Annotated in this window: 14 protein-coding genes; 7 read left to right on the top strand and 7 right to left on the bottom strand. The window is 67.5% G+C overall.

Annotated features, from left to right (window positions below):
* Window positions 1-10 precede the first annotated feature (10 nt).
* Window positions 11-2,965: an excinuclease ABC subunit UvrA gene (gene uvrA / locus AC1RIF_RS24560; RefSeq protein ID WP_492604021.1), complete on the bottom strand. Its 2,955-nt coding sequence runs from the start codon at window positions 2,963-2,965 to the stop codon at window positions 11-13.
* Window positions 2,966-3,122: 157 nt separating this feature from the next.
* On the opposite strand from uvrA, the gene AC1RIF_RS24555 reads away from it, so the two are divergent.
* From AC1RIF_RS24555 to AC1RIF_RS24545, 3 genes are all read left to right on the top strand, one after another.
* Window positions 3,123-3,815: an MBL fold metallo-hydrolase gene (locus AC1RIF_RS24555; protein WP_492603982.1), complete on the top strand. Its 693-nt coding sequence runs from the start codon at window positions 3,123-3,125 to the stop codon at window positions 3,813-3,815.
* Between the two features lie 104 nt (window positions 3,816-3,919).
* Complete coding sequence (locus AC1RIF_RS24550; protein WP_492603981.1) at window positions 3,920-4,762, top strand: DoxX family protein; 843 nt, start codon at window positions 3,920-3,922, stop codon at window positions 4,760-4,762.
* 48 nt (window positions 4,763-4,810) lie between these two features.
* Window positions 4,811-5,089 carry a DUF7218 family protein gene (locus AC1RIF_RS24545; RefSeq protein ID WP_492603980.1) on the top strand — a complete coding sequence of 93 codons (279 nt, stop codon included), beginning with the start codon at window positions 4,811-4,813 and terminating at the stop codon, window positions 5,087-5,089.
* Between the two features lie 42 nt (window positions 5,090-5,131).
* On the opposite strand, the gene AC1RIF_RS24540 is transcribed toward AC1RIF_RS24545, so the two are convergent.
* On the bottom strand, window positions 5,132-6,571 hold the full coding sequence (locus tag AC1RIF_RS24540) for an NAD-dependent succinate-semialdehyde dehydrogenase (RefSeq protein WP_492603979.1): 1,440 nt from the start codon (window positions 6,569-6,571) through the stop codon (window positions 5,132-5,134).
* 174 nt (window positions 6,572-6,745) lie between these two features.
* On the opposite strand from AC1RIF_RS24540, the gene AC1RIF_RS24535 reads away from it, so the two are divergent.
* Together AC1RIF_RS24535 and AC1RIF_RS24530 are read left to right on the top strand one after the other, a co-directional pair.
* Entirely contained in the window at window positions 6,746-9,031 is a 2,286-nt protein-coding gene (locus tag AC1RIF_RS24535; RefSeq protein WP_492603978.1) for a HelD family protein, read from the top strand.
* A gap of 121 nt (window positions 9,032-9,152) precedes the next feature.
* On the top strand, window positions 9,153-9,584 hold the full coding sequence (locus tag AC1RIF_RS24530; RefSeq protein ID WP_492603977.1) for a DUF732 domain-containing protein: 432 nt from the start codon (window positions 9,153-9,155) through the stop codon (window positions 9,582-9,584).
* A gap of 10 nt (window positions 9,585-9,594) precedes the next feature.
* Here the strand turns inward: AC1RIF_RS24530 and AC1RIF_RS24525 are convergent, their stop codons facing one another.
* From AC1RIF_RS24525 to uvrB, 3 genes are all read right to left on the bottom strand, one after another.
* Entirely contained in the window at window positions 9,595-10,047 is a 453-nt protein-coding gene (locus AC1RIF_RS24525; protein WP_114722840.1) for a universal stress protein, read from the bottom strand.
* Between the two features lie 200 nt (window positions 10,048-10,247).
* Window positions 10,248-11,120: an SCO6745 family protein gene (locus tag AC1RIF_RS24520; protein ID WP_492603976.1), complete on the bottom strand. Its 873-nt coding sequence runs from the start codon at window positions 11,118-11,120 to the stop codon at window positions 10,248-10,250.
* A gap of 21 nt (window positions 11,121-11,141) precedes the next feature.
* Window positions 11,142-13,298: an excinuclease ABC subunit UvrB gene (gene uvrB, locus AC1RIF_RS24515; protein ID WP_492603975.1), complete on the bottom strand. Its 2,157-nt coding sequence runs from the start codon at window positions 13,296-13,298 to the stop codon at window positions 11,142-11,144.
* Between the two features lie 190 nt (window positions 13,299-13,488).
* Between uvrB and AC1RIF_RS24510 the strand changes: the two genes are divergently transcribed.
* Window positions 13,489-13,995, top strand: a complete 507-nt coding sequence (locus AC1RIF_RS24510) for a ribonuclease FAU-1 family protein (protein WP_492604020.1) — start codon at window positions 13,489-13,491, stop codon at window positions 13,993-13,995.
* Window positions 13,996-14,008: 13 nt separating this feature from the next.
* On the opposite strand, the gene coaE is transcribed toward AC1RIF_RS24510, so the two are convergent.
* Window positions 14,009-15,232 (bottom strand): dephospho-CoA kinase, encoded by a 1,224-nt coding sequence (gene coaE, locus AC1RIF_RS24505; RefSeq protein WP_492603974.1) that lies wholly within the window; start codon window positions 15,230-15,232, stop codon window positions 14,009-14,011.
* A 129-nt stretch (window positions 15,233-15,361) separates the two neighbouring features.
* Between coaE and AC1RIF_RS24500 the strand changes: the two genes are divergently transcribed.
* Complete coding sequence (locus AC1RIF_RS24500; RefSeq protein WP_492603973.1) at window positions 15,362-15,574, top strand: hypothetical protein; 213 nt, start codon at window positions 15,362-15,364, stop codon at window positions 15,572-15,574.
* A gap of 176 nt (window positions 15,575-15,750) precedes the next feature.
* Here the strand turns inward: AC1RIF_RS24500 and rpsA are convergent, their stop codons facing one another.
* Window positions 15,751-17,223, bottom strand: coding sequence for a 30S ribosomal protein S1 (gene rpsA, locus AC1RIF_RS24495; protein WP_492603972.1), 1,473 nt, complete (start codon window positions 17,221-17,223; stop codon window positions 15,751-15,753).
* Window positions 17,224-17,373: the final 150 nt, after the last annotated feature.

Raw genomic sequence — 17,373 nt, 5'->3', positions numbered from 1 at the left:
TCGCACCGATCTATCCGACGGCAGCGGCCTTCTTGACCCGCTTACGCGGTGTCGCGGCGGCCTTGCGCGCGGTCGCCTTGGGCGCCGCCCCGTTACCGGCCGCGGAGGGCGCTTCGAGAACTTCCTTCAGGAACCGGCCGGTGTAGCTCTCCGGCACCGCCGCAACAGCTTCCGGGGTCCCCTCGGCAACCACAGTGCCGCCGCCCGAGCCACCCTCGGGTCCCATGTCGATGATCCAGTCGGACGTCTTGATCACGTCGAGGTTGTGCTCGATCACGATCACGGTGTTGCCCTTCTCGACCAGACCGTTGACCACCTTGAGCAGCTTGCGGATGTCCTCGAAATGCAGGCCGGTGGTCGGCTCGTCGAGGACGTAGACCGTGCGACCAGTCGACCGCTTCTGCAGTTCGGCCGCGAGCTTGACGCGCTGCGCCTCGCCGCCGGAGAGGGTGGGCGCGGGCTGCCCCAGCCGAACGTAGCCGAGCCCGACCTCTACGAGCGTCTTCAGGTACCGATGGATGGAGGTCACCGGCTCGAAGAACTCGGCGGCCTCCTCGATCGGCATGTCGAGGACCTCGGCGATGGTCTTGCCCTTGTAGTGCACCTCGAGCGTCTCGCGGTTGTACCGCGCGCCGTGACACACCTCGCACGGAACGTAGACGTCGGGCAGGAAGTTCATCTCGATCTTCAGGGTGCCGTCGCCCGAACACGCCTCGCAGCGACCGCCCTTGACGTTGAACGAGAACCGGCCCGGCTGGTAGCCGCGCACCTTCGCCTCGGTGGTGGCCGCGAACAGGGTCCGGATCTTGTCGAACACACCGGTGTACGTGGCGGCGTTGGAGCGCGGCGTACGACCGATCGGCGACTGGTCGACCTGCACCAGCTTGTCGAGCTGGTCGAGCCCGTTGATCCGAGTGTGCCGGCCGGGAACCTGACGGGCACCGTTGAGCTTGTTGGCCATCACCGTTGCGAGAATGTCGTTCACCAGTGTCGACTTCCCGGAACCCGACACCCCGGTCACCGAGGTGAGCACTCCCAGCGGGAAGCTGACATCGATGCCGTCGAGATTGTTCTCGCGGGCGCCGACGACGGTGACCTGGCGCTTGCGGTCGACCGCCCGGCGCACGGCCGGCACGTCGATGGTGCTGCGCCCGGAGAGGTAGGCGCCGGTGAGCGACTCCGTGTTGGTCAGCAGTTCCTTGTAGGTGCCGCTGTGCACCACCCGGCCGCCGTGCTCACCCGCGAGCGGGCCGATGTCGACGACCCAGTCGGACGTGCGGATGGTGTCCTCGTCGTGCTCGACGACGATGAGGGTGTTGCCGAGATCCCGAAGGCGCGTGAGGGTTTCGATGAGTCGCCGATTGTCACGCTGGTGCAGGCCGATGGACGGCTCGTCGAGCACGTACAGCACGCCGACGAGACCGGAACCGATCTGCGTGGCCAGCCGGATGCGCTGGGCCTCGCCGCCCGACAACGTGCCCGCCGCGCGGGCCAGAGACAGGTACTCGAGTCCGACGTCGAGCAGGAAGCCGAGCCGCGCCTGCACCTCCTTGAGGACCTGACCGGCGATGGCCTCCTCGCGGGAGCCGAGGGTCAGGCTGTTCAGGAATGCGGCGCAGTCCGCGATCGACAGTTCACAGGCCTGGGCGATCGACATCTTGCCGTACGTCGCCGACGCGATCGTGACGGACAGGATCTCCGGCCGCAGGCGGGCGCCGTTGCATGCGGGACACGGGATGTCGCGCATGTAGCCGTCGTAGCGCTCCTTCATCTGCTCGGACTCGGTCTGCTCGAGCCGACGATGCAGGAATGGCATGACGCCCTCGAACTCGGCGTAGTACGAGCGGGTGCGGCCGTAGCGGTTCTTGTACTTGACGTGGACCTGCTCGGTGCTGCCCTCGAGGACCGCCTTGCGCGCCTTCGCCGGGAGCTTGTTCCACGGCGTCGTCATGTCGAAGCCCATGATGTCCCCGAGACCGGACAGCAGGCGCCCGAAGTACTCGGCGCTCTGCCCCATCGACCAGGGCGCGATGGCGCCGTCCTCGAGCGAGAGCTCGGGGTCCGGGACCACCAGGTCCGGGTCGACCTCCTTGCGGATCCCGAGACCCGTGCACTCCGGGCAGGCCCCGTACGGCGAGTTGAAGGAGAACGAGCGCGGCTCGAGATCGTCGATGGCCAGCGGGTGTCCGTTGGGGCAGGCGAGCTTCTCGGAGAACCGGCGCTCACGATCGGGAGCGTTCTCGTCGCGGTCCACGAAGTCGAGCACGACGATGCCCTCGGCGAGGCGCAGCGCCGTCTCGACCGAGTCGGTGAGCCGCTGCTTGGAACTCGGTTTGACGGTCAGTCGGTCGACGACGACCTCGATGTCGTGCTTCTCCTGCTTCTTCAGCTTCGGAGGGTCGGTCAGCGGGTGAACGACACCGTCGACCCGCACCCGCGAGTAACCCTGCGAGTTGAGCTGCTCGAACAGATCGACGAACTCGCCCTTGCGGGTCCGGACCACGGGAGCGAGCACCTGGAAGCGGGTGCCCTCCTCCATCTCGAGGACCTGATCGACGATCTGCTGCGGCGTCTGCCGCGCAATCTGCTCGCCACACACCGGGCAGTGCGCGGAACCCGCCCGCGCGTACAGCAGCCGCAGGTAGTCGTACACCTCGGTGATGGTTCCGACGGTCGACCGCGGGTTGCGGTTGGTCGACTTCTGATCGATCGACACCGCGGGCGACAGGCCCTCGATGAAGTCGACGTCCGGCTTGTCCATCTGGCCGAGGAACTGGCGCGCATACGCGGACAGCGATTCGACGTAGCGTCGCTGTCCCTCGGCGAAGATCGTGTCGAACGCGAGACTGGACTTGCCGGAGCCCGACAGACCCGTGAAGACGATCAGGCTGTCCCGGGGCAGATCGAGATTGATCCCTCGCAGATTGTGCTCACGCGCACCTTGCACGATCAGGCGATCCGCCACACGTAGTCCCTTCTCGGTTTCGACCATGGCGCGGACATACTCGTCCGGGCGCTGACCATGGTAGGCGTGGGCACCGACAAACTCTCCGACCAGCGGGTTTCCCGGTGATCAGCGGCTGCGATCCGCGACGCCACGATTCGACGGTAGCCTCCCGATCATGGAGCAGCAGCGCATCACCATCGACGACGACTACACCGGCGACCTCTCTGCGGCCTCGGGCGCTCAGCGTCGCACCGTGCCCGGCGCGACGATCGTGAAGATGTCGGTGGGCCCGATGGACAACAACACCTATCTCGTGACGTGTTCCGAGACCGGAAAGGCGCTGCTCATCGACGCGGCGAACGACGCCGAACGTATCGCGGCGCTCGTCGCGGAGCAGGCGCCCCGGCTCGAGCTGATCGTCACCACGCACCAGCATCACGACCACTGGTTCGCACTCGCCGAGGTCGCCGCCGCCACCGGTGTCCCCACCGCTGCGCACCCGCTGGACTCCGAGATCCTGTCCGTCACCCCGGCGCGTGCACTGAACGACGGCGACCTCGTGACGGTGGGCGATCTCACGCTCGAGGTGATCCACCTGGCCGGGCACACCCCCGGCGGGATCACGCTCGCCCTGACCGAGAAGAACGACGGCGGGCGCGTCCACCTGTTCACCGGGGACTCGCTCTTCCCCGGCGGTGTCGGCAAGACCCCGGACGCGGAGCGATTCACATCGCTGATGGACGACGTCGAGTCCAAGCTGTTCGCCCGCTTCCCCGACGACACCGTCTTCTACCCGGGCCACGGGAAGGACTCCACCCTCGGCGCAGAACGCCCGCACCTCGGTGAGTGGCGCGAGCGCGGTTGGTGAAACGGGACGATCGAGACCGGTCGGCCTCGCATTGGTCTCGTCCCGTGCCGGATCGTCTCCACCTGGATACGGTGGAACGAGAATCCAGGTTTGGGAGGCCGTCCATGATCGTTCGCCGAATTGCCCGCCCGTTGCTGTCCACCGTGTTCATCGCCGGTGGAATCGATTCCCTGCGCAGCCCGGCGCCGAAGGCGCAGGCCGCAGGGCCTTTCCTCGAGAAGAGTGTCGAGACCCTGCCGGGCACCGTCACGGACAGGCTCCCGTCCGACCCCGAGACGCTCGTGAAGATCAACGCGGCGGTCCAGATCGGGGCCGGCGCGATGCTGGCGCTCGGTAAGGCGCCCCGCGCGTCGTCGCTCGTCCTTGCCGGGACACTGGTCCCGACGACGCTCGCCGGACACGACTTCTGGAATGTCGACGATCCGCAGCAGCGCGCGATGCAGCGCATGCAGTTCTTCAAGAACATGACGATGCTCGGCGGGCTGCTGATCGCGGCCGTCGACACCGAGGGCAAGCCGTCGCTCGGGTGGCGCGGTCGGCGGGCAGCCCGGAAGGCTCAGGCCAAGGTCGCCGACGTCGTGTCGAGCAACGAAGACACCGATCACGCCCTGTCGGTCGTGTCGGACCGCGCCCGCACCGCCGCCGAGCAGGCCGGGGAACGCAGCGGTGAACTGCTCGATGCCGCCCGTCACCGCGGCGCGGAACTTGCACACCTTGCCCGCGAGCGGGGAACCGAACTCAGCGAGGTCGCTCGAGAGCGGGGCCCCGTCCTCGCAGAATTGGCCAAGGAGCGCGGCACCGAGTTCGCGCACCTCGCGCGCGAGCGCGGCACCGAGTGGGCCGCCGCGGCGAGCGAGCAGGGCGAGGTGCTGAGTCGACGCGCGCGGAAGCAGGCCGAGAAGGCGCTCGCCACCGCGCGGGCGAAGGCCGCCGAACTCCAGGACTGACCCGATCCACCGGCACCGAAGCTCACTCCGCGAAACGAGGTGATCGAGTTGCCCACGAATCGATCGAACGATCCCGACCCGCACCTGAAGGACCAGGAGCTGTACGAAAAGCTCAGGGACGAAGGTGAATCCAAGGAGAAGGCGGCGCGGATCTCCAATGCCGCCGCGAACGAGGGCAGGTCCTCGGTGGGCCACCGGGGCGGCAAGGCCGAGAACTACGAGGACCGCACCGTCGACGAATTACGGGAGCGCGCCAAGGAACTCGGGATCACCGGGTACTCGTCGATGAACAAGTCCGAACTGATCTCCGAACTCCGCAACCACTGACATCCACGATCCGGGCGGGTGAGGCCGGCGTCGCGCGTCGCCTCACCCCTTCGGGGGTACGGTCCGGATCAGCTTACGGTTCGCGAACTCGAACAATCCGAGGTCGCCCAGCTCCCGCCCGAATCCGGAACTCTTGACGCCCCCGAACGGCAGTTCCGGCTCGGTCGAGGTGGGGCGGTTGATCCACACCATGCCGCTCCCGATCCGGTCCGCGACAGCACGCGCGTGATCGGGATCCGACCCGAACACTGTGCCGCCGAGCCCGAATCGGGTCGAATTGGCGAGTTCGACAGCCTCGTCCTCGTCGGCGACGCGATAGACCACCGCGACCGGCCCGAACAGCTCCTCCTCGAAGGCGCGCATCCCGCGCGTCACATCGGTGAGCACCGTCGCCTCCACGAAGGCACCCCTGCCGTCCGGTCCACGGTTGTCGGGGCGCCCCCCGCCCGCCGCGACGGTGGCGCCCTTGTCCAGGGCGTCGTCGATCTGCGCGAGCAGCGTCTGCGCGGCAGCCTCCGACGACAGCGGGGCCAGCGTGGTCTCGGGATCCGTCGGATCCCCGACCACGAGCTCGCCGAAACGCCGGGCCAGTCCGACGACGAAGTCGTCGCAGATCGCGTCCGGAACGATGAATCGTTTCGCCGAGACACAGCTCTGACCGGCGTTGAGGAGCCGGGCGGCCGCTGCGGCATCCAGTGTGCGGTCGAGGCCGTCGGCGTCGAGGACGACGAACGGGTCACTGCCGCCGAGTTCGAGGACGCACTTCTTGAGATGCCGTCCGGCGATCTCGGCGAGCGACGCCCCCGCCTGCTCGCTGCCGGTGAGCGAGGCGCCTTGCACCGCCGGATGGGCGATCACGCGTTCCACATCCGAGACCTTCAGGTAGAGGTTCGTGTAGACGCCGTCGGGCACACCGGCGTCGGAGAAGAGTCGTTCGAGTTCGCCGGCGGTCTGCGCGCACGAACCGGCGTGCTTGAGCAGCACCACGTTGCCGAGGAGCAGATTCGGTGCCGCGAACCGCGCGACCTGATACAGCGGGAAGTTCCAGGGCTCGATTCCGAGGAGCACCCCGACAGGCTCGTTCACCACCTCCGCCTCGCCGTCCGCGACGTCGATACTGTGCGCGCGGAGGAAGCCCGGGCCGCGTCGGGCGTAGTAGTCCACGATGTCCGCGGCGATGTCGACCTCGGCGCGGCTCTCCGCGATCAGCTTTCCCATCTCGCGGGTGACGAGCCCGGCCAGCTCGTTCTTCCGCTCGCGCATCAGTTCGGCCGCACGCGTCAGGATCTGTGCTCGTCGCGCGACCGGCAGTGAGCGCCACTCGCCGAAGGCGTCGGCCGCCCGCTCGACGGCCTCGTCCACCTGTTCCCCCGAAAGATACGGATACTCGGCGATCACCCGGCCGGTGTACGGGTCGACGGTGTGGAACGGCCCTGCGTCGGACCCGGACTTTCCGGTGGGCCGCGTGCTGGTCGAGGTCATGACCTCTCCTTCCGGTAGGCAGCTACGACAGCAGTACCCGCAAACCCGGTTCGTCAAGCATCGCGCGACGACAGCGGTGACACCGCTCGATCTCACCTGGGATTCTGCGGCGGACGAGCGGGCGCACTAGACTGCTTGGGCGCTTTTCTGCCGTTCCCGAACCTAGGAGACCTCTTGTCGGACGAGGCCCGTGTGCACCCCGAACTCGAACACGAGCAGGGGTACGTGACGATGCTCTACGAGCGTCTCGACGGTCTCCGCGAGTACGCGTCGAACCGCCTCGCCCGCGTTCTCCTCGAGACCGGCGGGACACCGCAGGCTCGCAGCGAACGCGAATCGTTCACCCAGATGTACACCGAGGACATCGCCCGATACGACGCCGCCGAGAACGGTCTGTGCTTCGGCCGCATCGACGTCGACGACGAGCCGCGATACGTGGGCCGCGTCGGCATCCTCGACGAGTCCGACGACTACGAGACCCTGCTGCTCGACTGGCGCGCTCCCCTCGCCCGTCCGTTCTATCTCGCGACACCGGCAGCACCGGAGGGGGTCACGCGCCGACGGCACATCCGCAGTCGCAGCCGGACCGTCACCGCCATCAACGACGAGTACCTCGACCTCGCCGCAGCCGAGGCGAACGGCGGCGGCGCCGCCGGTGCCGGTGGTGTCGCCGGCGAGAGCGCGTTGCTGTCCGCGCTCAACGCCGCCCGGACCGGCCAGATGCACGACATCGTCGAGACGATTCAGAGCGAGCAGGACGCCATCATCCGGTCGACCCACAAGAGCGTCCTCGTGGTTCAGGGCGGCCCGGGAACCGGCAAGACCGCGGTGGCACTGCACCGGGCCGCGTACCTGCTCTACACGTACCGGCAGCAGCTCGAGAAGGCCGGGGTGCTCATCATCGGGCCGAACGCCACGTTCCTCGACTACATCAGCCAGGTGCTGCCGTCACTCGGTGAGACCGGCGTGCTGCTCTCCACGATCGGTGACCTGTACCCCGGTGTCCGGGCCACCCGCGAGGACACGCTCGACGCGGGCGCGCTCAAGGGCGCCCTCTCGATGATCGACGTGCTGAAGAAGGCGGTCCGCGACCGTCAGGAGGTGCCCAAGGCGCCGATCGAACTGCGCTTCGACACCTACCCGATCACGCTGGACCGCAAGATCGTCACCCGCGCCCGCGGACGGGCCCGGTCGTCGCGGCGCCCGCACAACCTGGCGCGGCCGATCTTCGTGTCCGCAGCGATCGAGGCACTGGCCGATCAGCTCGCCGCCACCCTCGGCGCGAACATCGTCGACGGCGGCAACCTCCTCAGCCGCGACGACATCGCCGACATGCGCGACGAGATGCGTGAGGACCCGGCGATCATGGCGGCTCTCGACGGATTGTGGCCCGATCTGACGCCGCAGCAGGTGCTCACGGACCTGCTCCGCTCCTCCGAGAGGTTGGCGTCGGCGGCACCCGAGCTCACCGACGGCGAGCGGGGGGTCCTCCTCCGCACCGAGGGCATCGGCTTCAGCGCCGCGGACGCTCCACTCCTCGACGAGCTGGCCGAACTACTCGGCGTCGACGACGCCGCGGAACGCGAGCGCGCGCAGCGGCGCTGGCGGGCACAGATCGCCGATGCGCAGGGCGCGTTGGACATCCTCACCGGCTCGGCGCCGCAGGACCTCGAGGACGATCTGGATCCCGAGATCCTCATGGCGTACGACCTCATCGACGCCAGTCAGCTCGCGGAACGCCAGGATCGCGGCCACCACCAGACCACGGCGGAGCGCGCCGCCGGCGACCGGACCTGGACGTACGGGCACGTCATCGTCGACGAGGCTCAGGAGTTGTCGGAGATGGCGTGGCGAATGCTCATGCGCCGCATCCCGAATCGTTGGATGACGCTCGTCGGGGATACCGCGCAGACCGGCGATCCGGCGGGAAGCTCGTCGTGGCAGGACGTCCTGGGCCCCTATGTCGCACAACGCTGGAAGCTGACCGAACTGACGGTCAACTACCGCACGCCCGCCGAGATCATGGAGTTGGCCCACAGGGTCCTCGAGGAGATCGACCCGAATCAGACCGTGCCACGGTCGGTGCGCGAATCGGGGTTCGCCCCGTGGGCCGAGCGCGTCGACGAATCCGATCTCGGCACCGCGGTGCGACGCCGCGTCGGCGAGGAGACCGGGCCCGGTCTGACGGCGGTTCTCGCCGGACACCACCTCGTCGAGGAGCTCGCCGATCTACGGTCGGACTCGGTCAGCGTCCTCACTGTCAAGGATGCCAAGGGCCTCGAGTTCGACGCGGTCCTGATCGTCGAACCCCAGGATCTGCTGGACGAGTCGCCACGCGGACTCAACGACCTCTACGTCGCACTGACCCGTGCGACGCAGCGGCTCGGCATCGTGCACGCGCGCCCTCTGCCGGCGGTCCTCGGCACCCTCGACGCGGCAATCGCCGTCTCCGGAGGCTGATCGCCGAACCGGCCCTCCCCGGCGGAACCGAAGCGGTACGGTGCCAAGGGCGCCGAGCCGATCGGCGCTCCGGCCGCGCAGCGGCAGATCCCATCAGACAGCCCAGTAGACGGAGAAAATCGTGTCCACTCCGACCACGTTCCGACACGGTCTGCGCGCGGTGACGGCGGGTGCGATCGGCGCTGTCGGGATCGCATCGTCGGTCACTGCATGCGGGGCCCCGGCGATCTCCGACGACGCGGCGGCGGTGGCGAACACCGTCACCACCGCACCCCCGACGGCGCCGGCCACGACGGTTCCGTCGGAGGACCGCACCGCCCGCTACGCGCGTGCGGTCCTCTCCGGCGGATTCCCGTCGGTGGTCCCGGACCCGACACTGTTCGCCGTCGGCGAGGGGGTGTGCCGGCAGCTGGCCGCCGGCACACCCGACGCGGTGGTCCTCGAACAGCTCCGCCCCGTGAGCGACTACGCCGCCAGCCTCTCCGGTGGTGCGCTCACCGGGGAGAGCGCCGCGCAGCTGCTGCTGGACGCGGCGCGCACCGATTTCTGCTGAACGCGGCCGATCAGCGCACGGTGTGCACGATCAGCACGTCCGATGTCGACTTGCGTGCAGCATCGGACGGCACCGAGCCGAGCAGTCGACCGGTGATCGTGTTGAGGCCACGGTTGCCGACCACCAGCAGATCGGCCTCGACCTCGTCGACGAGCGCGAGCAACGAATCGACCGGTGCACCGACGACCGCACGTTCGACGATCTTCTTCGCGCCGGCCGCGACGGCCCGCTCGCGTGCGGTGCGCAGGATCTCGTAGGTGGGAGCCGATCCCGTCACCTGGTAGGCGTCCTCACGCAACGTGTCCTGCGCTGCCTCCGTGTCCTTCGGGTCGGCCGGGTAGTACGCGCACGCGATCACCAACTCCGCATCGGCGGCGCCTGCGAGAGCCGCAGCCTTGTCGACAGCACGAAACGACGAATCCGATCCATCGGTTCCGACGACGACGGTCCGGTAGGCGGTCATTCATTCCTCCATGTGTGCAGTTGATCGAGGACGGTGACTGCAGTGCCCTGTTCGACCGAGATCACCCTTCGCTGCGCTGACATTAGCCGTATCGACGCAGAACCAGGCGGAATTGCGGCACAACATGCTTCATCCCCCGGTGGACGATCCACCCCTGTAACTCATTTCACCACGTGCGCCGGCGAAAGCGGGACGCACGGTCAGCGTGGCTCCCCGTAGCGCGGACCGAACAGCGTCTCCGGGAAGAGCCCGGATTCCCGTACGGATCGGCGCCACGGCGCTGCGAGCTCGGCCAGCCGCGCCGCGCCGTCCTCGCCCAGGTGCGTCCACGGCGCCGAGGCCAGTTCGTCGGTGAGGTCCTCGACCACCTCACGTAGTTCTCGCCCGTCGTCCGTCAATCCGCCACGCTCGTCGAGCAGTTCGCGATCGCGCAGGCTGGACGCGGCGGCGTCCCACTGGCTCTGCGACCATCCGCGCCGGTTCTGGGCGAACTTCTTCTGGAATCCGATTCCGGTGGCGGTGTGCGTGATCAGTGCGTCGAGGCCTCCGAGTCCGGCGGTCTGCAGTGCCGCGACGTGACCGTCACCGCGGTACTCGCGTAGCAACGTCAGTGCGTGCCACAGGACGAGGTGGGGCGTGTCCGGCCACTCGAGTGCCGCATAGCCCGCATACAGGGGTCGGCCGTCGACACCCGGAATCCCCTGCGCCGCAATCGCTGCCAGCTGGGCCGCCTCCGACATCTCCGGAGACGCGGTGACCGCTTCCCCGAAGATCTTCCGGTAGGCGGCATCGACGCCGCGGTACCGCGCCCGGGTGATCTGCTCCGGGGCGGCGAGGGTCCAGGCCCGCGGGAGGACGTCACCGACCAGTTCGGGGTTGAAGTTGTAGAAGGTCGCGGCCACAACTCCGGCACCCACGGCCCCCATCGGCGCCGCGCGGCCCGCGAAGTACGTCATTCGGCCGGATTCGAGTCCGACTCCGACGAGTTCCTGCTCCACCTCGGGGGCGAAGTAGGCAAGCGAGTGCAGCAGTTCGAGTGAGCGGGCGGTGCGTCCGGCGACATGTGCGTCCATGACCGAGAACGTTAGCGGGCGCTACTTCAGGCCGGCCGCGTCCATCCCTCGCAGTTCCTTCTTGAGGTCGGCGATCTCGTCGCGCAGCCGGCCCGCCAGCTCGAACTGCAGGTCCCGCGCCGCATTCATCATCTGATCCGTCAACTCCTTGACCAGGTCTGCCAGCTCCGCCCGCGGCATCGACTTCACGTCTCGGCCCTCGTACACCCCGGCACTGACCGCGCGGCCCGCCTCACCCTGGGCGCGCCGACCACGGCTGGCATTACGGCCCGAACCCCCGATCTCGACCTCGGTGTCCTCGGCCTCCTCGTACACCTGGTCGAGGATGTCCGCGATCTTCTTGCGCAGCGGCTGCGGATCGACGCCCTTCTCGAGGTTGTAGGCGACCTGCTTCTCGCGGCGGCGTTCGGTCTCCTCGATGGCGCGCTGCATCGAATCGGTGATCTTGTCCGCGTACATGTGCACCTGGCCGGACACGTTGCGCGCTGCACGGCCGATGGTCTGGATGAGGCTCGTGGTGCTACGCAGGAACCCTTCCTTGTCCGCGTCGAGGATCGCGACGAGCGAGACCTCGGGCAGATCGAGACCCTCACGCAGGAGGTTGATGCCGACCAGGACGTCGTACTCGCCGAGCCGCAGTTGTCGCAGCAGCTCGACACGCCTCAACGTGTCGATGTCGGAGTGCAGGTACCGCACCCGGATGCCGAGCTCGAGCAGATAGTCCGTCAGGTCCTCGGCCATCTTCTTGGTCAGCGTCGTGACCAACACCCGCTCATCCTTCTCGGTCCGTTCCCGGATCTCGTGGACCAGGTCGTCGATCTGGCCCTTCGTCGGCTTCACGACCACCTCGGGATCGACCAGTCCGGTGGGACGGATCACCTGCTCGACGAACTCGCCGCCGGCTCGACCCAGCTCGTACGGTCCGGGGGTGGCCGACAGGTACACCGTCTGACCGATCCGATCCGCGAACTCCTCCCAGGTGAGGGGCCGGTTGTCGACGGCTGACGGCAGGCGGAAGCCGAACTCGACGAGGTTCCGTTTACGGGACATGTCGCCCTCGTACATTGCACCGATCTGCGGCACCGTCACGTGCGACTCGTCGATGACGAGGAGGAAGTCCTCCGGGAAGTAGTCGATCAGTGTGGCCGGTGCCGAACCCGCGGGCCGATTGTCGATGTGCCGTGAGTAGTTCTCGATGCCGGAGCAGAATCCGACCTGCTTGATCATCTCCAGGTCGTACTGGGTACGCATCCGGAGTCGCTGCGCTTCGAGCAGCTTGCCGCGGTTCTCCAGATCGGTGAGCCGCTCCTCGAGTTCGGCCTCGATGCTCTGGACGGCGTGCTCCATCCGCTCCGGTCCGGCCACGTAATGCGTTGCCGGGAAGATGCGCACCGTGTCGACCTGCCGCACGACGTCACCGGTGAGCGGGTGCAGGTAGTAGAGCGCCTCCACCTCGTCGCCGAAGAACTCGATCCGCACCGCCAGTTCCTCGTAGGACGGGATGATCTCGACGGTGTCGCCCCGCACCCGGAAGGATCCGCGGGTGAACGCCATGTCGTTGCGGTTGTACTGGACGTCGACCAACAACCGCAGCAACGCATCGCGATCGACCTCCACCCCGACCTCGAGCTCGATCGACCGATCCAGGTACGACTGCGGGGTGCCGAGGCCGTAGATGCACGACACCGACGCCACCACGACGACGTCGCGCCGGGACAGCAGACTGGACGTCGCGGAGTGGCGCAGCCGCTCGACGTCGTCATTGATGGACGAGTCCTTCTCGATGTAGGTGTCCGTCTGCGCGATGTACGCCTCGGGCTGGTAGTAGTCGTAGTACGAGACGAAGTACTCGACCGCGTTGTTGGGCAGCATTTCCCGCAACTCGTTGGCGAGCTGTGCCGCGAGTGTCTTGTTGGGCGCCATCAGGAGAGTGGGGCGCTGCAACTTCTCGATCAACCACGCGGTGGTGGCCGACTTGCCGGTGCCCGTGGCGCCGAGCAGCACCACATCCTTCTCCCCCGCACGCAGCCTGCGCTCGAGCTCCGCGATTGCCTCCGGTTGGTCACCGGCCGGCTCGTACTCGCTGACGACCTCGAACCGCGCGTCGGATCGTTCGATCTCGCTGACCGGCCGAAACGCGGAATGCGCGACCACGGGGTGCTCGGATGCAAACGCCATGCGTCCAGGGTATGCGCAGGTTCCGACAAGTTCTGATAACGCCTCGGTGCTCCGCGTCGATCGCCCCTGCCGTGCCACCCGAATGCCTGTAATTTCTTGCTGTATGGAGAACGTCGAACAGAGCACGACCCGAGCCACCTCGGCCGCTCCCGTCGTGCCCGCAGGTCCCGTCTTCGTTCCGGCGCTCGACATGGTCCCCGCGCACCGGCCCAAGATCGAGCACTTCAACATCACCGAGTGCACCAACACCGACCCCAAGGGGTACGTCCGCCCCGTCGAGCACTACCGACTCGAACCCTGGGGTCTGTACATGGCGCGGACGGCGGATCACCCCACCTTCCACTACCTGGAGTCGTGGCTGATTCCGGACCTCGGGATCCGGGCGTCGATCTTCCATTTCCACCCGTTCCACGAGCGGGATCAGGACCGCTACATCGACATCGGCGACTTCACAGTGGGTCCGGACGTGTGGAAGTCCGAGGATCACTACCTCGACCTCGTCGTCCGGACCGGCCGGGAAACCGAACTCCTCGACGTCGACGAACTGATCTCGGCCACCGCGCACGGTCTGATCTCGACCGGCACCGCCGACCGCGCCGTCCAGAAGGCCATGCGTGCGGTGGACGGAATCGCCGCCCACGGGCACGACACGGATGCGTGGCTCGCGTCGAAGGGGATGCCGGTCAGCTGGCGGTGAAACGCGGGCCCGGTCAGCCGGCGGGCGACCACCCGGTGCGCTCCGCCCACGCCCAGGCCCGCTGGTAGCCCTTGTCGAACCACGGTGCCATCGCCTCCGAATATGCGACCGCGGCGTCGTTCTCGTGGACGTTCTCGGCGGCCGTCGCCGCCGCCGTCTGCTTCACCTCGAGAAACTCCGCACGCGCTTGCGGGTCGTCCCGCAACCAGTCGCGGAGCAGCAGAGCGAATCGCTGACCGGGCCACCCGTCGACCCGGAGGTCGATCCGGACCGGGCGGCCCGGATCCGCGCCGCCGTGGGTTCGCTTGTCCCACAGCGCCGGATCGGCCTCACCGCCGACACCGTAGGCGGGCTTCGGATCGTCACGCGTGACCTCGCCGATACGGGGGTACCCCGCCTCCTCCAACGACTCGGCCAACGAATCCGCCGTCGCGAGGTCAGGAACCGTGATCTGCACGTCGATCAGATCCCGGGCATCGAGACCCTCGACCGCGGTGGAACCGACGTGGTCGACGCGGATCGCTCGATCGCCGCACACGAGTTGCAGGCGCGCCACCAATCGCTGCCCCTGCGCGGACCACGCCGGGTCGGCCGGACGCAGGACCGCCGGGACCGACACCACCGTCCGGGTACGCACGTTCTGCTCGAAGGGCACCAACCGGTCCTCGAACAGCGCACGGGCCTGCGCCTCGATCAGCTCCGGGGCGCCACTGTTGTCGAGCCAGACATCGGCGGCGGCGCGACGCTGGTCGTCCGACGCCTGTGCCGCGATCCGCGACCTCGCGTCGGCCTCGGGCATCCCCCGCAGTTCGACCAGCCGCCGAACCCGTTCCGCCTCGTCGACGTACACGATGACGACCAGGTTGAACGCCGGCCCCATCCGGCCCTCGACGAGCAACGGGATGTCCTGCACGACGATGCCGTCGGCCGCTGCGCCGTCGACCAGTTCCGCGGTGCGGGCACCGATACGGGGATGCAGGATCGAGTTCAGGAGCAGTCGCGACTCTTCGCTGCCGAACGCCCGCTCGGCCAACGCCGGGCGGTTCAGCGAACCGTCGGGGTGCAGGATGCCGTCACCGAAGGCGTCGACCAGCGCCGCGAGACCGGGCGTGCCCGGCTCGACGACCTCCCGCGCGATCAGGTCCGCGTCGACGATGACCGCACCCAGCTCCGCGAGGACCTTCGACACGGTCGATTTACCGGCTCCGATGCCTCCGGTGAGGCCCACTCTCAACACGCCGACCAGTGTCGCACTAAACACGCCGAAGATCATCAAGCGGCCAAATGTCGGAGTTCCGCGACCTGGTCGGATAGCCTTGAAACAGCCGTCCGACCAGCCGATTCGCGATCCGAGTAGGAGAAGCTCATGAGCAGCAATCCCACCCGTCCCGGTCGGCACCGTCTGGGCATGGACAACGGCGTCCACGCCATCCTCATCCCCGAGGTGGCCACTGCACTCGCGGAACATCGCCGCAACTGGTTCACCAGTGTGCTCACGCCCGCCCGCCACAGCTTCGCATCGATCCGGAAGCGCACGGCGACCATGCCGACCCGATGGGTGCCTGCCGCGGCGAACTGACCGACCGCGTACGACACACCGCGTACGACATACGACAGTGGCCCGATCCATAGCGGATCGGGCCACTGTCGTATGTCCGGACCTGTTCAGGGCCCGGCACCGCAGACGCGAGAGACCCCGGCCACGAGGGCCGGGGTCTCTCGGTAGATCAGGCCTGAGCAATCAGGCCGGTGTCATCAGGCGTTGCCCGACAGCTTCTCGCGCAGAGCGGCGAGCTGCGCATCGCTGGCCAGCGAGCCACCAGCGGACTCGGTGGACGCAGCAGCACCCTCGTCGGCACCCGACTCGGAGGAGTAGTTGGTGCCGGAAGCGCCGGCAGCAGCCTCGGCAGCCTCGTCGGCAGCCATCTTCTCCATCTGAGCGGTGTGCATCTTGTGGCGACGCTCAGCCTCTGCGTAGCGGGACTCCCACTCCTCACGCTGCTTGTCGAAGCCCTCGAGCCATTCGTTGGTCTCGGGATCGAAGCCCTCGGGGAAGATGTAGTTGCCCTGCTCGTCGTACGAGTCGGCCATGCCGTACTTGGACGGATCGAACTCGGCGTTGTAGTCCTCGTTCGCCTGCTTCAGCGACAGCGAGATGCGGCGACGCTCCAGGTCGATGTCGATGACCTTGACGAGCGCATCGTCGCCGACGCCGACAACCTGGTCCGGAACCTCCACGTGGCGCTCGGCCAGCTCGGAGATGTGCACCAGGCCCTCGATGCCCTCCTCGACGCGAACGAACGCGCCGAACGGAACCAGCTTGGTGACCTTGCCGGGCACGATCTGGCCGATGGCGTGGGTGCGGGCGAACTGGCGCCACGGATCTTCCTGGGTCGCCTTCAGCGACAGGGAGACGCGCTCGCGGTCCAGGTCGACGTCGAGAACCTCGACGGTGACCTCGTTGCCGACCTCGACAACCTCGGACGGGTGATCGATGTGCTTCCAGGACAGCTCGGAGACGTGCACCAGGCCGTCGACGCCACCCAGGTCCACGAAGGCACCGAAGTTGACGATGGAGGACACGACGCCCTTGCGGACCTGGCCCTTCTGAAGCTGGTGCAGGAACTCGCTGCGGACCTCGGACTGGGTCTGCTCGAGCCATGCGCGACGCGACAGGACCACGTTGTTGCGGTTCTTGTCGAGCTCGATGATCTTGGCCTCGATCTCCTTGCCGACGTACGGCTGCAGATCGCGGACACGACGCATCTCGACGAGCGACGCGGGCAGGAAGCCACGGAGACCGATGTCGAGGATGAGGCCACCCTTGACGACCTCGATGACGGTGCCCTTGACGGCCTCGTCCTTCTCCTTGAGCTCCTCGATGGTGCCCCAGGCACGCTCGTACTGAGCGCGCTTCTTCGACAGGATCAGTCGACCTTCCTTGTCCTCCTTGGTGAGGACCAGGGCTTCGACCTCATCGCCCACGGAGACGACCTCGTTGGGGTCGACGTCGTGCTTGATGGAGAGCTCGCGGGAAGGGATGACGCCTTCGGTCTTGTAACCGATGTCGAGCAGGACCTCGTCGCGGTCGACCTTGACGATGGTGCCTTCGACGATGTCGCCATCGTTGAAGTACTTGATCGTTGCGTCGATGGCGGCGAGGAAGTCCTCGGCGGAGCCGATGTCGTTGACGGCTACCTGCGGCGAGGTCACGGTGTTGGAGGGCATGTGTTGAGTTGCTCCGGACGGGTTGATAGTCGGTTGATGGTGTTCTGTCAGACAGGTGGACCGGCATGCCGTAGATTCCGGCAGAGCGCCGAAATCGACCCGACTTCCAGTCCCCCACGAGGCCTCTGCGCAACCCGTCCAGCCAATCTG

This window comes from Prescottella sp. GW823-FHT02E09, assembly GCF_058797375.1.
The sequence above is the reverse complement of the archived record's forward strand: the minus strand, read 5'-3'. Positions and strand labels throughout refer to the sequence as shown.

What these genes read in the sequence shown, in the direction of transcription:
- AC1RIF_RS24555 (WP_492603982.1), top strand. Translation starts at nt 3,123, where the DNA reads ATGGAGCAGCAGCGCATCACCATCGACGACGACTACACCGGCGACCTC.
- AC1RIF_RS24550 (WP_492603981.1), top strand. Translation starts at nt 3,920, where the DNA reads ATGATCGTTCGCCGAATTGCCCGCCCGTTGCTGTCCACCGTGTTCATC.
- AC1RIF_RS24540 (WP_492603979.1), bottom strand. Translation starts at nt 6,571, where the DNA reads ATGACCTCGACCAGCACGCGGCCCACCGGAAAGTCCGGGTCCGACGCA.
- AC1RIF_RS24525 (WP_114722840.1), bottom strand. Translation starts at nt 10,047, where the DNA reads ATGACCGCCTACCGGACCGTCGTCGTCGGAACCGATGGATCGGATTCG.
- AC1RIF_RS24520 (WP_492603976.1), bottom strand. Translation starts at nt 11,120, where the DNA reads ATGGACGCACATGTCGCCGGACGCACCGCCCGCTCACTCGAACTGCTG.
- uvrB (WP_492603975.1), bottom strand. Translation starts at nt 13,298, where the DNA reads ATGGCGTTTGCATCCGAGCACCCCGTGGTCGCGCATTCCGCGTTTCGG.
- AC1RIF_RS24510 (WP_492604020.1), top strand. Translation starts at nt 13,489, where the DNA reads ATGGTCCCCGCGCACCGGCCCAAGATCGAGCACTTCAACATCACCGAG.
- AC1RIF_RS24500 (WP_492603973.1), top strand. Translation starts at nt 15,362, where the DNA reads ATGAGCAGCAATCCCACCCGTCCCGGTCGGCACCGTCTGGGCATGGAC.
- rpsA (WP_492603972.1), bottom strand. Translation starts at nt 17,223, where the DNA reads ATGCCCTCCAACACCGTGACCTCGCCGCAGGTAGCCGTCAACGACATC.